This is a genomic window from Streptomyces sp. NRRL F-5727 (assembly GCF_000719555.1).
Classification (GTDB): domain Bacteria; phylum Actinomycetota; class Actinomycetes; order Streptomycetales; family Streptomycetaceae; genus Streptomyces.
In genome coordinates, this window is record NZ_JOGX01000001.1 from 51143 (window position 1) to 68140 (window position 16998).

A 16998-nucleotide genomic window follows, 5' to 3' on the forward strand; every position below is an offset into this window, starting at 1 on the left:
GCGCCGGGGGTCCGGTGCGGGGCGCCTGTCGGGCTTCTAGTACAGGTTGGTGTACGTCTGGTAGCCGTAGCCGATCTTCACGCGCGGGCTGATCGCGGAGTTGGTGCCGGTGCCCAGGTAGCGGTACAGGTCGCCCGCCGCGGTCACCGCGAGCAGGTCGGCCCGGCCGTCGCCGCTGATGTCGCCGGGCGCCACCAGCTTGGAGTACGTGCCCCAGCCGCCGCCGATCCTCAGCCGGCCCGCGAACGGGGCCGTCGCGGAGCCCGTACCCCGGTACAGGAAGAGGTCGCCGCGGCCGTCGCGGGCGAGGACGTCCGCACGACCGTCGCCGGTGTAGTCACCCGCGCCGAGGATCTGGTTGTACGCGCCCCAGCCGGAACCGACCCGGACGCGGGAGGCGAAGCCCGTACCGGCGCCGTTGCCCCGGTAGAGGTACAGGACACCGGACGCGTCACGGGCGAGCAGGTCCGACTTGCCGTCACCGGAGAGGTCGCCGGGGCCGACGAGCCGGTTGTAGATCTGCCAGCCGCCGCCGAGGTCCTGCTTGTTGGAGGTGTTCCAGAGGTGGCCCTGGTGGACCAGCAGGAGGTCGGGGAGCGTGTTGCCGTCCAGCGCGTAGGCGAGCGAGAGGTTCGCGCCCGCCCAGCCGCCGGTGTCGCTGATCTGCTCGCGCGCGGCGAGCTTGCCGTTGTTCAGACCGCGCTGCCAGAAGAGCGTTCCGGCCTTGTCGCGGGCGATGAAGAGGGTCTTGCCGACGGAAGGGATGTTGCCCGCCCCGCCGAACTGCTCCACCTTGGTCCAGGCGGTGCCGGTCTGCGCCCGCGCCGTGAACGTGCCGTTGCCGCGGCCGTAGTAGGCCCACAGCGTGCCGTTCAGGTCACGCGCGAACACGTCGGCCCGGCCGTCGAGGTTGCGGTCGTCGACGGCGACGATCTGGTTGTACACCTGCCAGCCGGTCGCGAGCGCCTTCCGCGGCTTGAACGGCGCCAGCTTGTTGCCGGTGCTGCCGTAGAAGTACACCTGCCCGGCCGGGGTACGGGCGAGCAGATCGCCCTTTCCGTCACCGTCGTTGTCGCCGAGACCCACGAGCTGGTCGTACGCGCCCCAGCCCGGGCCCACCTTCACGCGCCCGGCGAAGGGCGACGTCAGCGTCCCGGTCGAACGGTAGAAGTACAGGTCGCCGTTGTACTGGCGGGCCATGAGGTCGGCCCTGCCGTCGCCGTCGACGTCACCGGGCGAGAACACCTTGTTGTAGGTGTTCCAGCCGTAGCCCGTCCACCTGAGCGTGCCCGAGGTGGTGGACGCGTCCGCGTACAGCCGGAGCGCGCCGGTCGTGGAGACCGACAGCACCTCGGGCGCGCCGTTGGCGTTCTGGTCGCCGAGCGGGACGAGGTCGAGGTCGGTGGACGTGCCCTCGGTGGCGAACTCGACGTGCGCCCCGCCCGAGGACGGCGCGACGAAGGTGAAGCCGTGGCGCGTGCGGTGGATGAGGTCGGTCTTGCCGTCGCCGGTCACGTCGAAGCGGGGCTTCGAGACGGCCGTCGCAGCGGCGGTACGGGCCGTGCCGGCCGTGCCGTCGAGCTCCGGCGCGTCGAGCGTCGGCGCCGCCGGGCTCTCGGTCAGCGGCCGCTTCAGAACGCTCCAAGGAGCCGACTCGGCGACGGCGGGCGACGCCAGCAGCATGCCGGCGGAGAGGGCGAGCGCGGTGCATGTGGTGACACGGCGAGCACGCCCGGAAAAAGCGGAACCCAAAAGATCCCCCCCCTGGGGAACGTGGACTGGAACCGGAACGAGGGGTCCACAGCACCTCCGTACGGCCGCTGAGACGGGCACGTACGGACGGCGGACACCCCCCCGGATGTGTAGGCGGAGTGTACTCGCAGGAATGATCAGCAAAGCAAGCGATTTCGGAGTGTGTCAGATCGATCCATCGGGCCCCTCCCCCACCGCCGCCAGAACCGTCGGTCACGCCATCGATGTCGCGTGTTCCGGGCGTCCTCCGACCTCGAAGGTGCAGTTCGCCACGGACGGAGTCGCCCCGAGCGAGCGCTGGTCGCCGAAGGTCGACGGCGGGTCGGGCTCCCCCGGGCAACCGGCCTTGTCCAGGGCGGACACGACGTCCGCGTGCTGGAGCCCGGCCGGGATGGTGCCCGTACCGCCGTAGCGTCAGCCGACGGAGCGCACGTTTCCGAGGGGCCTCCCCCGCTCCCGTGGCGGGCGTACCCACGCCTTCGTGCCAGGATGACGAGGTGATCGAATCCGAGGGTGGCGAGGACGTGAGCGGTCCTCTGCGCGACGCCGCTTCAGAGTCGTGGGCGGTCCGAGCGGCTGCCGGGCGGAGCCTGGCAGCCTCAGCCGACGCACCGGCTGCAGTGGACGTCCTGCATCGCCTGCTGCTGGACGAATGGGACACGGCGGTCACGCAGGAGACGGCGGAGGCGCTTCTCGAACGCCGAGACGTCTTCGGCTTGCGTCTGGTGCTTCTCGCCCTGGCCGTCGCCGACGACGACACCGCCGATCACCTTGATGACGCCCTCACCCACGTGTGTCGCCGGTCGGACGACGACGTGGCGCTGCTGGAACGGTTCTGCCTGGAGCTGGCATCAGACCCCTCCGAGGGCGTTCGGCGGGAAGCCGCCGCGATCCTGCTGCGCCCTTGACCCTCCGCCGGATGGTCGAATGATCGAGCACCGCCCCACGAGCCGGATGCGGAGGTGCCGGAAGGTCGCTCGGCCACGCAAGGCCCTCCTGATCGCTTCCGTCCGGCTCGCACAAAGAGCGTCAGGACGCAGCGGCGTGCCGTGCCCCCCTGCTGCCGCAGGCGACGCGAGCGACACGAGCGACACGAGGATCACACGGGGGCGGCGGATTCGGTACCCGTCGCCGGGGTGACCGTGGCGCGCCTTCCGACGGCCCGCTCGCGGCGGGCGAAGCACTCGCTCGCGCCCAGCGTGTCGCACCGTCCGACACCTTCACTGTGCCGGGATGCCCGTGGGACCTGCCGCCACGGCGTGTTCGCCCCCCCTCGGCCGCCACCATCCGGTCGCCGACCGCCTCCACACCCACATCCACACGAGCGACCGCTCCACGCCCTCGAGCGCGCCGTCCTCGATCCCCGTGACCAACCACCTTCGTCGCCGTCGAGTCGTACGGTTCCGCCTCCGCGGCCGTCGAGGTCGAGGCCAGCCGGGTCGATACCAGCTCTACGAGGTGGCCGACTACGCCCCGGCGTCGCAGCGCGAGCGGCTCCAGACGTCGGCCGTCTGCTACTCACGGGGCATCGAGGCCGCGGAGTGGCCCCTGATGGCCGAGGGCGGCGCGAAGTCCCCGGTCGTATCGACGTGGTCCACCGAGTTCCGCACCCACTTCAAGGAGCTCGCCCACAAGGACGACGCCACCTTCCCGCTCCTCGTCGAAGCCGATGACGAGCGCGCCAAGGCCCGGCAGACCGGGATCTCGGAGGCCAGCCCCGCCATTGGCCGACGCGATGCGGCAGACCGCCGACGACGTCGCCGAGGACTTCGCCACGGACCACCCCACAAGCACACTGCCCTGCGATGCGGGTGGGAAGCGCACCACGACCTGAGCCCGTCGGCCTTCCACACCGAGGTGGGGCGCGACGGCACCGGAAGGTGTTGGCTGGGAGGTGGACCCGGACTCGCGCGGCGGCCCGCCCCGGTCCGCCGGCGCCGGGCGAAGGAGGTCGTGATGTCCAGCACCGTCAAGGACATGCTCGCCACCTACCCCGCCGACCTCGGCGAGATCGACCGCGAGAAGCTCACCCACTGCATCGAGCAGTGCATCGCCTGTGCGCAGGCGTGTACGGCGTGCGCGGACGCCTGCCTGTCCGAGGGCATGGTCGGTGACCTGACCAAGTGCATCCGTACCGACATGGACTGCGCCGACATCTGCAACGCCACCGCGTCCGTCCTCTCGCGCCACACCGGCTACGACGCCGACATCACCCGCGCGATCGTCCAGGCGTGCGCCGTGGCCTGCAAGGCGTGCGGCGACGAATGCGCCTCCCACGCCGACATGCACGAACACTGCCGCGTGTGCGCCGAAGCCTGCCGCTCCTGCGAGATGGCGTGCGACGAGCTCATCGGCGCCCTCGGCTGACCGGAGACGCCGCGGTTCCACGCCGGCCTGGCGGCCGACTCGTGCGCCCCGGGGGCCGAGGGGACGAGCTCGTCCCCTCGGCCCCCGGGCACAGGCGCGAGGCGTCGGTCACACGGGGGTGCCGTCCGGCTCCGTCTCCATGGTCATGCGGGCGACGTGGAGCGCCAGGTAGGAGACCTCGTCCTCGCTCAGGTGCGTGCCCAGGCGCAGCTCGACGATCGTCGCCAGCTGCTGTGCGGTGCGGGTCGCCTCCGGGTAGTGGCGGCGGATGCCCCGGCCGATCGTGGACTCGTGTCCCTTCAGCTGCCGGTGCTGCTGGATCCGCACGAAGAGGTAGCGCACGTGGGTGATGAACCGCGCCGCGCTCATGGACTCCTGGGAGACGGACAGCCCGTGCCGTTCCCTGACGACGGCGAGCATCTGCTGGATGACGCCGGTCATCGTGTACGTGAAGGACAGGTCGCCCTTGGCGAAGCCCGCGTTCACCAGGTGCAGCGCGAGCGCGATCGCCTCGGGGGGCTCCAGTCGCGGGTCCACGCGCTCGTTGATGGCCGCGAGGAGGCGCTGGGCCTGGGCGTACTCGGTGGCGTACAGGGCCTGGACCTCGGCACGCAGCGGGTACTCGACGACGATGCCTCGCGCGGCCCTGTCCAGCGCGCCGGCGACGTGGTCGGCGACGGCGATGGCGAGGGTCGGCCGGGTGGACTCGCGTCCCTCGATGCCGGTCTCGTCGAGCGCGATCACGACGGCCCGCAGGACCTCCTCGTCGATGAGGGCGAGGGCCTCGCTCAGATGGTCCGGGTCGCGGCCGTCCGCCGGGACGAAGACGCGGACGATCAGCGCCGGGTCGACCGGCTTGCCCTGACGGGAGCTGAAGCCGATGCCGCGCCCGGTGAGGATGACCTCCTGGCCCTTGTCGTCGCGCGCGAGGACCACATTGTTGTTGAGGACACGCAGCGCCTTCAACGCCTGCTCTCCTTCTCGTCCGCGGTCCGTTTCTCCCCCAATGATCCCGCATGGTCCGCCGTAACCGCGCCGGGCCCCTGCGGGCCGGTCCCACGCGGGTACGCGCTCCTCGGGGTCGGGCGCGTACCCGTGTCGGACCGGTGACCGCTGGTCACCGGCGTACGGTCACCACGGGTGCGCCGACGGCGACGTCCTGTCCGGTGTGGGGCTCGACGGACGCGAGCTCCGCGGTGTTCGTCACGGTCATGAGGGTGACGGTCGGGTGCTCCGCCGCGCGCACTGCGTCGAGGTCGACCTCGACGAGGAGGTCGCCGGCGCGGACCTGCCGGCCGGCTTCGGCGCGGACGTCGAAGCCCTCACCCTGCATCTGCACGGTGTCGATGCCGACGTGGATGAGCACCTCGACACCGTCGGCGGTACGGATGCCGAAGGCGTGGCCGGTGTCGGCGACGACCATCAGCTCGCCGTCGACCGGGGCGACGACGCGGCCGTCGGCCGGCTCGATGCCCACGCCCTCGCCGAGCGCCCGGGAGGCGAAGACGGGGTCCCCGACCTCGTCGAGATCGACCACGCGGCCCGCGACCGGCGCGGCGAGCTCGATGCCCTTCGCGGCGGTGGCGGTGGCGACCGGAGCGGGGGCGACGGCGGCGGGAGCGGTCGCGGTGGGGGCGGCCGGGGTGGTCGGGCTCGCGGTGGGGGTGGTCGCGGTGGGGGTGGCGGATTCCGCGGTCGGGGTGGCCGCGGCGGCCGAGCCGGCCTGGGAGGCCGCGGGGGCACCGACGGTGACGAGCTCGCGGTCGTCCGCCGCGGTCCCGGTCTCCGGGGAGGCCGCCTCGGCGGCGTCGCGCTCGGCGTTGGCGCGGGCCCGGTCCTGCGGGGTGCGGAAGTCGGAGAAGTACACGAGGGCCATGGCGGTGAAGAAGGAGGCCGTGATCGCGATGACGTAGACCAGCATCGGGTCGAAGACCGGGATGGTCAGCAGCGAGGTGAAGGCGAAGGCGTTGGTGTCCACGCCGCCCAGGACGCCCACGATGACACCGCCGACGAGGCAGCCGACCAGCATGCGCGGGTAGATCCGCTTGAAACGCAGGTGGATGCCGTACAGCGAGGGCTCGGAGATGCCGCCGAAGAGGCCGGCGGCGAGGGCACCGGTCGCGGTCTGGCGCATCTCCTTCTCACGGTGGCGCACCGAGAGCAGCAGCACGCCGGCGGTGGCGCCGAAGCAGGCGAAGTTCCACGCGCCCATGGGGCCCTGGATGAAGTCGTAGCCGAGGGTGTTGATGTTCTGCAGCATGAGCGCGTTCAGCGGCCAGTGCAGGCCCAGCGGCACCAGGAACGGGTACAGCAGCGGGATCATGATGGCGAAGACGATCGGGGCGTTGTTGTTCAGCCAGGACAGGCCCTCGCCGAGACCGTTGCCGGCCCAGATGCCGAGGGGGCCGATGAGGAAGGCGGTCACCGGGATCATGATCAGCATGCTGAAGAACGGCACGAAGACCATGTGCACGCTCTCGGGGAAGATGCGCTGCAGGCCCTTGTAGACCAGGGCGAGCAGGGCGACCATCAGCAGCGGCACGAAGACCTGGCCGCCGTAGTCGTTGAGCTGCATCGGCAGGCCGAAGACGTGCGCGACGGACTCCGTGGTGCCCAGCGTCTCGTTGGTGGTGGTGGTGACGCCGGGGATCTTGGAGTTGATCAGCCCCGTGAAGTTCGGGGTCATCACCGCGGCCATCACGGCGGCGCCCACCCACGGGTCGACCTTCAGCTTCTTGGCCGCGTTGTAGGCGACGAAGATCGGCAGGAAGTAGAGCACCGAGCGCCACATGGCGTCGACGAACACCCAGGTCGCGGACTTGTCCGCGGCGCGGAAGTCCACCACGCCGAGGGCGTCGAGGACGGAGGCGATCGCGATGATCAGCGAGGAGCCGAGCAGGACGCCCATGAGCGGGCGGAACGAGTCCGAGAGGTACTCGAAGAAGTTGTCGAGCCAGGCGAAGCGGCCGCGGCTCTTGGCCCGCATCTCGGCCTTGACGTCGGCGTCCGACTTGCGCGGCGCCGTGCCGCCGCTGGTCATCGACGGCAGGTTCATGATCTCGGAGTAGACCCGTGCGACGGCTCCGCCGATCACGATCTGGAGGCGGTCGCCGGACTGCGGCACCGTGGCCATGACGCCGTCGAGGGCGTCGAGCGCGGCCGGGTCGGCCTTCGCCCCGTCGTGGAGCTGGAAGCGGAGCCTCGTGGCGCAGTGCGTGAGGCTCTCGACGTTCTCGGCTCCGCCGACGCCGCGGAGGATCCGCTCCGCGAGCGTGCCGTGACCGGTTGCGGGTGTGTTCATGATGCGTCCTTGCATCCTCGGGCTGGTGCCGTCCTGGTTCTGTCCGCGATCTCTCCCACCCGGATCCGGGCAACAAAAAAGGCCCGGGTCGCGCACACGGCGCTACCCAGGCCTTGCCTTCCCTCAAGCGGTACGCCGTCATGGCGTCGCGCGGGCGACGAAGACGGCGTCCTCGGGAAGTAACAATCCTGCGATCGAGATCGATTCGAACACACTGTAACACCGGGATCGGCCTGCTCGGGACGAGCTCGTTCGACCGGCATCAGCTCCTTTGACATAGGTATCTCGACATACCTATTCTTGCCGGCATGCCCGCCCAGTCCAGCGCGTCCCCCCGGGACCTCGACCACGTGGCCGGCGGCCTCGCGGCGTGCCTGCCCGCGCTGGTCCGCGCCATGGAGCGTCAGGTCGACCGGGACTTCCCGCACGACAAGCCCTCCGAGGCGCAGCTGGCGCTGCTGCGGCACGTCGAGACCCATGACGGGGTGACCGTCCGCTCGGCGGCCGAGGCGCTGCTGATGAAGCCGAACAACGTGAGCGCCCTCGTCCGGCAGCTCACCGAGCAGGGGCTGCTGGAGCGCCGGCAGGACGCCACCGACAAGCGGGTCGCGCACCTGCACCTGACGTCGACCGCCCGGCAGCGCGTCGCCGACGTCACGCGGCTCATGGGCGCCCACATCGCCCACGCGCTGCGCGCTCTGACCGACGGCGAACGGGACGCCCTCGGCTCCGCCGTCGGGGCGCTCACGTCCCTGGAGCGGCAGCTCCACCACACCGCCCGCTGATCACACACGACCGGAATCCCGAGGATCCCGGTCGTGTGCGGTGCGGGCGATGGCCGCCCGGCCCCCTGCCGGGCGTCCCCTCCTCCTGCTGCTTCCGCGTCCGGCCGCCGGTCCGCATCGTTCCCGCGGAAAGGTCGCGTCCGTCCACGCGCTCGCGGACTCCGTCTGCCTCTCTCCGAGCTCGCTCTGCGCTGTCTCTGAGCGCGCTCCGCACTCTCCCCCTGAGCTCTTTCCGAACTCCCCCTGACGTACGAAGGACAGGCACCTTCATGCCCACCGACACCCTCGGTACCGTGTCCCCGCCGATCCACTCCGCACCCGACGAGCAGCCGCCCCGCGGGCTGCGCGCCAGCCCCTGGCTCGCGCTGGTCGCCGTCGCCTTCGGCCTCTTCATGGTCGGCCTCGACGGCTCGGTCGTCTCGATCGCCAACCCCGAGATCGGCCGCGACCTCAACGCCTCCACCGCCGACCTGCAATGGGTCACCAACTCCTACCTGCTGGCCCTCGCGGCCGCGCTGATCCTCGGCGGAAAGCTCGGCGACCGCTTCGGGCGGCGGACCTTCTACCTGATCGGCGTCGCCGGGTTCACCGCCGCCTCCGTCGCCATCGGCCTCGCCGGATCCGTCGAGGGCGTCATCGCCTTCCGCGCCCTCCAGGGCCTCTTCGGCGCGCTGTTGATGCCGAACACCCTCGGCATCCTGCGCGCCGTCTTCCCGCCGAGGAGGTTCGGCATGGCGGTCGGCATCTGGGCGATGGTCTCCTCGGTCTCCACCGCCCTCGGCCCCATCGTCGGCGGGCTGCTCATCGAGCACGTCAACTGGGAGTCCGTCTTCTACCTCAACGCGCCGATCGGCGTCATCGCACTCGTCTTCAGCGCGCTCGTCCTGCCGGAGAGCCGCAACACCGCCGCGGCGGGCGAGAAGTTCGACATCGCCGGTGTCGTCCTGCTGGCGCTGGGCCTCCTCGCCGTCGTGTTCGGCGTCGTCAAGGGCGAGACCTGGGGCTGGACTTCCGGCGGCACCCTGGGGGCCATCGCCGGCGGGCTGGTGGTTCTCGTCCTCTTCGGCCGGTACGAGACCCGGGCCGCCTCCCCTCTGCTGCCCATGCGCCTGTTCCGCAGCCCCGCGCTGACCATCGGCACGATCATCACCGCGCTGAACTTCTTCATCCTGCTCGGCGTGATCTTCTTCGTCATGCTCTACCTGCAGAACGTCCGCGGCTTCACCCCCGTCGAGGCCGGCGTGCGCACCCTCCCGCTGAGCCTCGCCTCGGTCGTGGCCTCGCCGCTCGGCGCCGCGCTCACCGACCGGTTCGGGCCGCGGCTCACCATGCCGCTCGGCATGGTGCTCCAGGCGATCGCCTGCTTCGGGATGCTCGGCTGGGGCGCGGACGCGTCGTACGCCCTGATGTGGCCGCCGTTCATCGCGCTCGGCCTGGGCGTCGGCATGGTGATGGCGTCCTCCTCCGACGCCATCGTCGGCAACGCCCCGGTGAGGGACGGCGGCGTCGCGGGCGGCCTCCAGGCCACCGCGCTCCAGGTGGGCGGCGCGCTGGGCACCTCCGTCCTGGTGTCGCTCATCGGCGGCAAGGTAGGTGCCACGCTCACCGGCGAACTGACCGCGGCCGGTGTTCCCGCACAGGCGGCCCAGGCCCTGCACGAGGCCAGGGACGCGGTGGCGATGGGCGTCGCACCGGTCGCCGCCGAGATGCCCGCCCCGCTCAAGGCCGCCGTCGTCGAGGGAAGCCACCACGCCTTCATGAACGGCGTGCACACCTCCCTGCTGGTCGCCGGAACGCTGTGCGTCCTCGGTGCTCTGCTGGCCGTGGTCGGCGTGCGGCGAAGCCCCGTACCGACCGACCGGCTCTGACGGGTCGGCGGGGCAGGAGAATGACGGGGTCGGCGCGTGGCGCCGGCCCCGTGCCGCGTGCCAGGCTGGCGGCCGACCAGGGTGGGAAGAGGAGTTGAGAGTGACCAGTACGCGAAGGCTGTTCCTGGGGGCGTTCACCGCGGGGGCCGTGACGGTCGCCGCCGGATCGGGGACCGCTTCGGCGGCCGGGCAGGCCGAGAAGACCGGGCAAGGCGGGCAGGCTGAGCAAGCCGGGCAGGCCGCGGAAGCCGGGCCGGCCGAGGGGGACGTGACGTACCCCGGTGAGGTGTACGCCCGTAACTTCCGCACCGACGGCGGGACCACCTCGTCGTTCAGGACCGTGTCCACGGCGACGACGGCGAAGCTCCACGCCCTGACCGTCCATCAGGCGGGCACGGGCGGCAACGGAGTCGCGCTGAACGTCGTCTCCGACAATCCAGAGGACTCGGCGATGTACCTCTCCGGGACGGAGAGGAGCCGAGGCACGCTCAAGATCCTGCACCGGGGCCACGCGGACGCCTCGGACGCGGGAGCCGCCGCGATCTCCGTCTACCTGGACACGGACGGCGTCACCGACGCCTCGGGCGGCACCGCAGCCCAGGGCATCTACGTCACCCAGTCCACCGGACCCACCAAGGGCAACCTGATCACGCTGCGGAACAACGGCGTGGACGACTTCGTGGTGAAGGGGTCCGGCGCGGTGGGCATCGGCCTCGCGATCGGCGCGACGCCGCGCGGCCGGGTGGAGATCGCCCAGCGGACCTCCCTGATCGGTCTGCTGATGCAGGCCAACGAGGACGCCAACAGCCGGCTGATCGAGATCCGGGACCGGACCGGCACGGCGAAGCTGCGGGTCCTCAACAGCGGTGCGCTCGCCGCCCACAACGCCATGTTCGGCGTCACGAGCGGAGAGTCGTACGGCGGAGGTGACGGCGTCATCGGCATCCGCAACGCCACCACCGTCCCGACAGCCGATCCGACGAACGGCGGCGTCCTCTACGCCGAGGGCGGCGCCCTCAAGTGGCGCGGCCCGTCGGGCACCGTGACCGAGATCGGATCGGCCTGACCATGGAACTCACCCCTGAGCAGCTCGTGTCGGAGTTCCAGGACGCCGTCATGGAGCTGTACTTCGCCCGCAAGCGCATCGCCCTCCTGGAAGCCGAGAACGCGGCGCTGCGCGAGCACCTGGCCCGCACCGGGCAGACCTCCCGCGCGGAGGACTGAGGAAGGTTTCAGGCCCGTCGGCAGACGGCCGCCCAGCCGGTGAGGCCGGCCCGGCCGCGCACAGCCCTCCCCCGAGGGAGCTGCGTGCGGCCGGGCTGCTGGGGCCGGCCTGCTGGGTGCCGGCACCTTGAAGCCGGGCCGCTGGGGCCGGGCCGTCGGGCAGAGACTGGCCCGGGGCCGGGGCGCCGTTCCACGCTTTCGTCACCGCTTAACCCACCGGTCCGGCGGCGCTATGCTCCGGCGGTGATCGAGATACGGCTGGGCGCCGACGACCTTGCCCGCATCCGCTTCGCCCGGTCGCCGCTCGAGGAGCTGATCCACAGCGTCCCCGTGTTGGCGGGAACCCGCAGCTCGGTCGTGCACCGGCCGTGGGTGTCCATGGCGCTGCCCCGGGTGGCCGGGCTGGACCTGGACGTGCTGCTCGCGCTCGCCCGCGGGCCGCGCTTCCTGCCCGACTTCCTCGCCCCGCCGCCGGACCGGCTCACCGGGGCGCTCACCGACGAACTCGACGCGATCGAGGCGACGGCGCCGGAGGAGGTCGTACGCTCGCTCGACGAGCTGCGGGCCGACCGCGGCGGCCTGCTGCCCCCGGAGCTCCGGCCGCTGTACGAGCGTCCCGCACGCGAACTCGGGCGGCTGACGGCGACCATGCGGGCGTACTGGGCGGCCGCCGTCGAGCCCGTCTGGCCCCGGCTGCGCGCCCTGCACGACGCCGATCTGGAGCACCGGTCACAGCAGCTGACGAAGGGCGGCCTGGCCGCCGTCTTCGCGGACCTGCACCAGGAGGCGGAGTTCGCCAACGGACTGCTGCGCATCGACAAGCCCCTGCACACGGCGACCCGCGACGCGTGCGGGACGGGGCTGGTGCTGGTGCCGTGCTCCTTCGCCTGGCCGAAACTGCTGGTGCTGCACAACGAGCCGTACCAGCCCACCCTCACGTACTCGCCCCGTGGCATCGGCACCCTGTGGGAGGGCACGCCGCAGTCCGACCGCGAGCCCCTGGGCGAACTGCTCGGCCGCAACCGGGCGGCGCTCCTCGCGCACCTGGACCTGCCGGTGTCGACGAGCCAGCTGGCCGCGTACCTCGGGGTGAGCGCGGCCGCCGTCAGCCAGCATCTGGCGGTGCTGCGCCGCACCCGCCTGGTCACCTCCCGCCGCTCGGGACGCTGGGTCCTCCACCGGCGTACCCCCCTGGCCTCCGAACTGCTGGCGGCGTCGGAGGCGCCGGGCTCGGCCTGACCACGCATCTGCCCTCCGGGGCCGCGTGCTGCACCACCGCGTCGGGCGTCAACTGCCGCTCACGCGCCGCACGACGGCCGCCAGCAGCTCGTCCAGGGCCGGCGTCGGCGTCTGGCGGCGAGGCCAGGCCAGTACCACCCGGCTCGGTAGGATCCCGCGGACAGGGCGGAACACGACGCCCGGGTGGGAGTAGAAGCGCGCCGCCGACGCCGGCGCCAGGGCGACGCAGCCGCCTGCGACCGCTCCGAGCCACTCGTCGGGTCGGCTGGTGACGGCGCCGACCCGGACGGGGTGTCCGTCCCGTTCCTCGACGGCCAGCCAGTGTTCCCGCCAGGCTCCGGTCTCCCCGTCGGCCGCGACGAACGGCTCGTTCACCAAGTCCTTGAAATCCACCGTCCGGCTCTCCGCCAGCGGATGCGAGGCCGGCAGCAACACGCCGCGTTCCTCCGTGAACAACTCCCGCACCGCCCACCGCTTCTGGCCCGGGAACGGCAGGCGCACCACTGCCGCGTCCACCTCGTCCCGGGCCAGCCCGCCGCTCGGGTCCGACCAGTCGCACTGCCGCAGTTCCACCCGCCACCCCGGCCGGGTCCGGCGGAACTCGGCGATGGCCTCGGGGACGGCACCCACCGCGCCCGCGTCCAGGAAGCCCAGGCGCAACACCCGTGCCGCCCGGCCGGTCGCCCGAACGGCCTCGTCCCAGGCATCCAGCAGCGTAGGAACCCGAGCGGCGAGCTCCCGGCCGGCCTCGGTCAGCGCCATCCCCGTCCGCGAACGCGTGAAGAGCCGTACACCGAGATCCTCCTCCAGCCGCCGGATCCGCTTGGTCAGCGCGGGCTGCGAGACGAACAGCCTCGCCGCGGCCCCGGTCAGGCTGCCCTCCTCCGCCACGGCGACGAAGTACCGGAGCATGCGCATGTCGACATCCATGCCGCCAGGTTATAGAAGCAGGTATTGGACGATGCCGAGGCGCCCGCGGACCCTGAAGGCATGACCGCCACCCAGCTCACGCCGCTCGTCGTCACCCTGTTCACCGCCGCCGTCAACGTCGGCATCGCCACCGCCGACCTCGCGGGGGCACGCTTCGTGCTGGCCAACTCGGCGGAGGTGGGTGTCCCCCGATCCTGGCTGCCCCGGCTGGCCGCCCTCAAGCTGGCCGGCGCAGCGGGCCTCCTCCTCGGCCTCTGCGACACCGCACTGCGCCCGGTCGGCGCCGCCGCGGCCCTCGGCCTCACGCTGCTCTATCTGGGCGCCGTCGGCTTCCACGTACGCGCCCGTGTGCTCCACAACCTCGCGTTCCCCTCATTCTTCCTCGCCACCGCGGCCGCCACGCTGGCCTTGACGACGTCCTCCTGACGGAGCCGGTCGAAGCTGCCGGTTCGAGAGCGTGGGGCAGGATGGCGTCATGCCACAGCAGATCTTGCCCCCGTCGGAATCGCCACCCCGAACTCTCCGTCCGGCTGACCGCGCTGACGGGTACTCGGGTCCGGTACGTCGACCTGGCCACGCAGGAGCTGCGAGAGAGCCTGGTCCGCCACGCCGGGATGCCCGACTGGCTCGCCGACCACGTCACCGAGATCCAGCAACTGGCCAAGGCCCGCCCCGAACGTCCCACCGGCACGGTCGCGGACCTCCTGGGCCGCCCGCCCCGTACGCTGCACGCCTTCCTGCAGGAGCACCGGGCGGACTTCCGCCGTTGACGACGAGGGCTGCCTCCGCGCCCGCCGACGGGCAGCCGACCGGCGCCGGCCGGGGGTTCGCCCCCGGCCCCGGCCTGGGGGTCGACCGCGCGCAACTCCCCCGGCGTCCGGCTGAGTACGCGTACTCAGGTGCCGCCTGCCCTGCTCCTCCATGCTGGGGCGCGAACGCCGGACCGTCTCAGGGGGACACACGTATGGACCATGCCCTGCAGCTGCGCACTGCCACGCCTGGGGATCTCGACTGGATCCACGAACTGCGTCACCGGGTGTACGCGGAGGAGCTCGGTCAGCACCCGGTGGATCCCTCGGGCCGGCTGAGGGACGGGCTCGACGGTGACAACGTGTATCTGGTGGCCGCGCGTGGCGAGACGCGGATCGGTTTCGTCAGCCTCACGCCTCCGTGGGTGGGCCGCTACTCCCTCGACAAGTACCTGACGCGCGAGGAGTTGCCGGTCCTGGCCGAGGAGGCGCCGTTCGAGATCCGCGTCCTGACCGTCGAGGAGAGGTGGCGGTCCACGGCGGCGGCGCCGCTCCTCATGTACGCGGCGCTGCGCTGGGCCGCGGCGCGGGGCGGCCGCCGGGTGGTGGCGATGGGGCGGACGGAGCTGCTGGACATGTACCTCGCCGCCGGGCTGCGGCCGGTGGGGCGCACGATCCGCGCGGGCGCGGTGTCGTTCGAGGTACTCAGCGGTTCCGTGGCCGAGCTGACGAGGACGGTCGCGGAGCGCCACGGCCGGACCCTGGAGCGGTTGCGGACGGGCCTCGACTGGCGGCTCGACGTGCCCTTCGCTCCGCGTGCGGACGGCTGTGAGCACGGCGGGGCGTTCTTCTCCGCGATCGGCACCGACTTCCGGACGCTGACCCGACGTCACGAGGTGGTGGCGGCGGACGTGCTGGACGCCTGGTTCCCGCCGTCCCCCGAGGTCCGCGCGGTCCTCGCGGAGGATCCGGGGTGGGCCGCCCGGACCTCGCCGCCGACGGGCGCGGAGGGACTGCTCGCGGAGATCGCTCGGGTCCGCGGGCTGCCGGTGGAGTCGCTGGTCGTCGGGGCGGGCTCGTCCGATCTGATCTTCCGGGCGTTCGGCCGGTGGCTGACGCCGGGAAGCCGGGTGCTGCTGCTCGATCCCAGCTATGGGGAGTACGCGCACGTCACCGAGCGGGTGGTCGGCTGCCGGGTCGACCGGCTCCAGCTGAGCCGGGAGGACGGCTGGCTGCTCGACCCGGCCCGGCTCGCCGCCGCGACGGGTGACGGACGGTACGACCTCGTGGTGGTGGTCAACCCGAACAACCCGACCGGCCGTCACGCCCCGGCCGACGCGCTGCGCGCCGTGATCGACGCCTCGCCCCAGCGCACGCGGTGGTGGATCGACGAGGCGTACCTGGGCTACGTCGATCCGGCGGACTCGCTCGCGCAGCTCGCGTCGGTGGACGCGCGGGTCGTGGTCTGCACGTCGCTGTCCAAGATGTACGCGCTGTCGGGGATGCGGGCCGCGTACCTGGTGACCGGTCCGGAGACGGCGAGGGAGCTGCGGCGTTGGACGCCCCCGTGGCCGGTGAGCCTGCCGGCCCAGCTGGCTGCCGTCGCGGCGCTGCGCGATCCCGCGTACTACGCCGAGTGCTGGGCCCGCACGCACGAGCTGCGCCGCGAACTGGCCGACGTCCTCCGGAACCTGGACGGTTTCTCCTCGGTCGACGAGGGGGCGGCGAACTTCCTCACGGTGACGCTGCCGCCGGTCGGGCCGAGCGCGGCGGAGCTGGTGCGCGCGTGCCGGGAGCACGACGTGTTCCTGCGTGACCTGTCGCCGATGTCCCCGGCGTACGAGGGGCGGACCGTCCGGATCGCCGTCCGCGACACGAGGGAGAACGCGAGGATCGTGGCCGCGTGCCGGAGCGCCCTGGAAGCTCTGCGCGCGCCCGCCGCGATGGTGTCGGGCGCGCCGGGTCGGGCCTCCCGGTGACGACGGTCGCCGCTCTCGTGCCGTACCTCGGCGGGGCACTGGCGGTCGGTGGCGTCGCGGTGGCGGCGAGCCGGCGCCGTGAGCTGGTGGTCCGCTGGTGCGTGTGGGCGCTCGGAGTGCCCCTGGTGACGGCGGCGTTCTGGTTCGGGCCGCCGGGGATCGCGGTACTCGCGGCGGTGGTCGGTGTGGTCTCGGTGGCGGAGTTCGGAGGGCTGCTCCGGCTGGGCCCGCTGGACCGGGCAGTGCTGGGCGCGGCGGTCGTCGGGCTGGTCCTGACCGCGTGGCTCGAGCCCGGGGAAGTGCTCCGGGTGGCCGCGGTCGGGGCGCTCGCGATCGCCGCGGTGCCGTTGCTCTCGGGGGACGCGGAGCATGGGCTCCGCCGCCTGGGGGCGGGCCTGCTGGGGCTCGTGTGGCTGGGCGTCCTGGCCGGTCTCGTACCGTCCGGCGCCCTCGGCCTCGTGCTGTTCGTGGCCGTGTCGATCGCCGACATCGTCGCGTACGCGGCGGGCCGCCGTCTCGGCGGCCCCCGGCTCTCGCCGCTGTCGCCCGCCAAGCGCTGGAGCGGCACGCTGGCCGGGGCGGCGGCCGGTCTCGTCACACTGGCCGTCCTGTCCTCCCTGACCTGGCAGACCGCCGTCGCCGTGGCGGTCGGCGGTCCGCTCGGCGACCTGCTGGAGTCGATGGTCAAGCGCGGCGCCCGCGCCAAGGACGCCGCCCGGTGGCTACCCGGCTCCGGCGGCCTCCTCGACCGCATCGACTCGCTCCTCGTCGCGCTGGCGGTGTTGTTGGTGCTGGAGTGAGCCG

Annotated in this window: 15 protein-coding genes; 11 read left to right on the top strand and 4 right to left on the bottom strand. The window is 72.4% G+C overall.

Going from position 1 to position 16998, the window contains the following annotated elements:
• Positions 1 to 36: 36 nt before the first annotated feature.
• Positions 37 to 1683 (bottom strand): FG-GAP repeat domain-containing protein, encoded by a 1647-nt coding sequence (locus IF73_RS0100295; protein ID WP_051716441.1) that lies wholly within the window; start codon positions 1681 to 1683, stop codon positions 37 to 39.
• 566 nt (positions 1684 to 2249) lie between these two features.
• On the opposite strand from IF73_RS0100295, the gene IF73_RS0100300 reads away from it, so the two are divergent.
• Together IF73_RS0100300 and IF73_RS0100320 are read left to right on the top strand one after the other, a co-directional pair.
• Positions 2250 to 2660 (top strand): hypothetical protein, encoded by a 411-nt coding sequence (locus IF73_RS0100300; protein ID WP_234338116.1) that lies wholly within the window; start codon positions 2250 to 2252, stop codon positions 2658 to 2660.
• A gap of 1048 nt (positions 2661 to 3708) precedes the next feature.
• Positions 3709 to 4119 (top strand): four-helix bundle copper-binding protein, encoded by a 411-nt coding sequence (locus tag IF73_RS0100320; RefSeq protein ID WP_031002146.1) that lies wholly within the window; start codon positions 3709 to 3711, stop codon positions 4117 to 4119.
• Positions 4120 to 4227: 108 nt separating this feature from the next.
• On the opposite strand, the gene IF73_RS0100325 is transcribed toward IF73_RS0100320, so the two are convergent.
• The gene (locus IF73_RS0100325; RefSeq protein WP_031002148.1) at positions 4228 to 5085 is read right to left on the bottom strand and encodes a PRD domain-containing protein; all 858 of its coding nucleotides are present in this window, start codon (positions 5083 to 5085) and stop codon (positions 4228 to 4230) included.
• A gap of 151 nt (positions 5086 to 5236) precedes the next feature.
• Complete coding sequence (locus IF73_RS42490) at positions 5237 to 7420, bottom strand: glucose PTS transporter subunit IIA (RefSeq protein ID WP_031002149.1); 2184 nt, start codon at positions 7418 to 7420, stop codon at positions 5237 to 5239.
• Between the two features lie 308 nt (positions 7421 to 7728).
• Here IF73_RS42490 and IF73_RS0100335 point away from each other — a divergent pair, with 308 nt between their 5' ends.
• From IF73_RS0100335 to IF73_RS0100355, 5 genes are all read left to right on the top strand, one after another.
• Complete coding sequence (locus IF73_RS0100335) at positions 7729 to 8205, top strand: MarR family winged helix-turn-helix transcriptional regulator (protein WP_031002152.1); 477 nt, start codon at positions 7729 to 7731, stop codon at positions 8203 to 8205.
• 269 nt (positions 8206 to 8474) lie between these two features.
• Positions 8475 to 10073, top strand: coding sequence for an MFS transporter (locus IF73_RS0100340; protein ID WP_031002154.1), 1599 nt, complete (start codon positions 8475 to 8477; stop codon positions 10071 to 10073).
• Between the two features lie 100 nt (positions 10074 to 10173).
• The gene (locus tag IF73_RS37315) at positions 10174 to 11139 is read left to right on the top strand and encodes a hypothetical protein (protein ID WP_037877909.1); all 966 of its coding nucleotides are present in this window, start codon (positions 10174 to 10176) and stop codon (positions 11137 to 11139) included.
• A 2-nt stretch (positions 11140 to 11141) separates the two neighbouring features.
• Entirely contained in the window at positions 11142 to 11297 is a 156-nt protein-coding gene (locus IF73_RS41350) for a hypothetical protein (protein WP_199806597.1), read from the top strand.
• Positions 11298 to 11540: 243 nt separating this feature from the next.
• Entirely contained in the window at positions 11541 to 12536 is a 996-nt protein-coding gene (locus IF73_RS0100355) for an ArsR/SmtB family transcription factor (RefSeq protein WP_031002158.1), read from the top strand.
• Between the two features lie 48 nt (positions 12537 to 12584).
• On the opposite strand, the gene IF73_RS0100360 is transcribed toward IF73_RS0100355, so the two are convergent.
• On the bottom strand, positions 12585 to 13466 hold the full coding sequence (locus IF73_RS0100360; RefSeq protein ID WP_031002160.1) for a LysR family transcriptional regulator: 882 nt from the start codon (positions 13464 to 13466) through the stop codon (positions 12585 to 12587).
• Positions 13467 to 13526: 60 nt separating this feature from the next.
• On the opposite strand from IF73_RS0100360, the gene IF73_RS0100365 reads away from it, so the two are divergent.
• From IF73_RS0100365 to IF73_RS0100380, 4 genes are all read left to right on the top strand, one after another.
• Positions 13527 to 13892 carry a DoxX family protein gene (locus IF73_RS0100365; RefSeq protein WP_031002162.1) on the top strand — a complete coding sequence of 122 codons (366 nt, stop codon included), beginning with the start codon at positions 13527 to 13529 and terminating at the stop codon, positions 13890 to 13892.
• Between the two features lie 41 nt (positions 13893 to 13933).
• Positions 13934 to 14236: a hypothetical protein gene (locus IF73_RS40865; RefSeq protein WP_158821882.1), complete on the top strand. Its 303-nt coding sequence runs from the start codon at positions 13934 to 13936 to the stop codon at positions 14234 to 14236.
• Positions 14237 to 14430: 194 nt separating this feature from the next.
• A complete protein-coding gene (locus tag IF73_RS0100375; RefSeq protein WP_031002163.1) occupies positions 14431 to 16194 on the top strand; it encodes a histidinol-phosphate aminotransferase family protein in 1764 nt (587 codons plus the stop codon).
• Positions 16191 to 16994: a phosphatidate cytidylyltransferase gene (locus tag IF73_RS0100380; protein ID WP_031002165.1), complete on the top strand. Its 804-nt coding sequence runs from the start codon at positions 16191 to 16193 to the stop codon at positions 16992 to 16994. The genes IF73_RS0100375 and IF73_RS0100380 overlap by 4 nt, the downstream gene beginning before the upstream one ends.
• Positions 16995 to 16998: the final 4 nt, after the last annotated feature.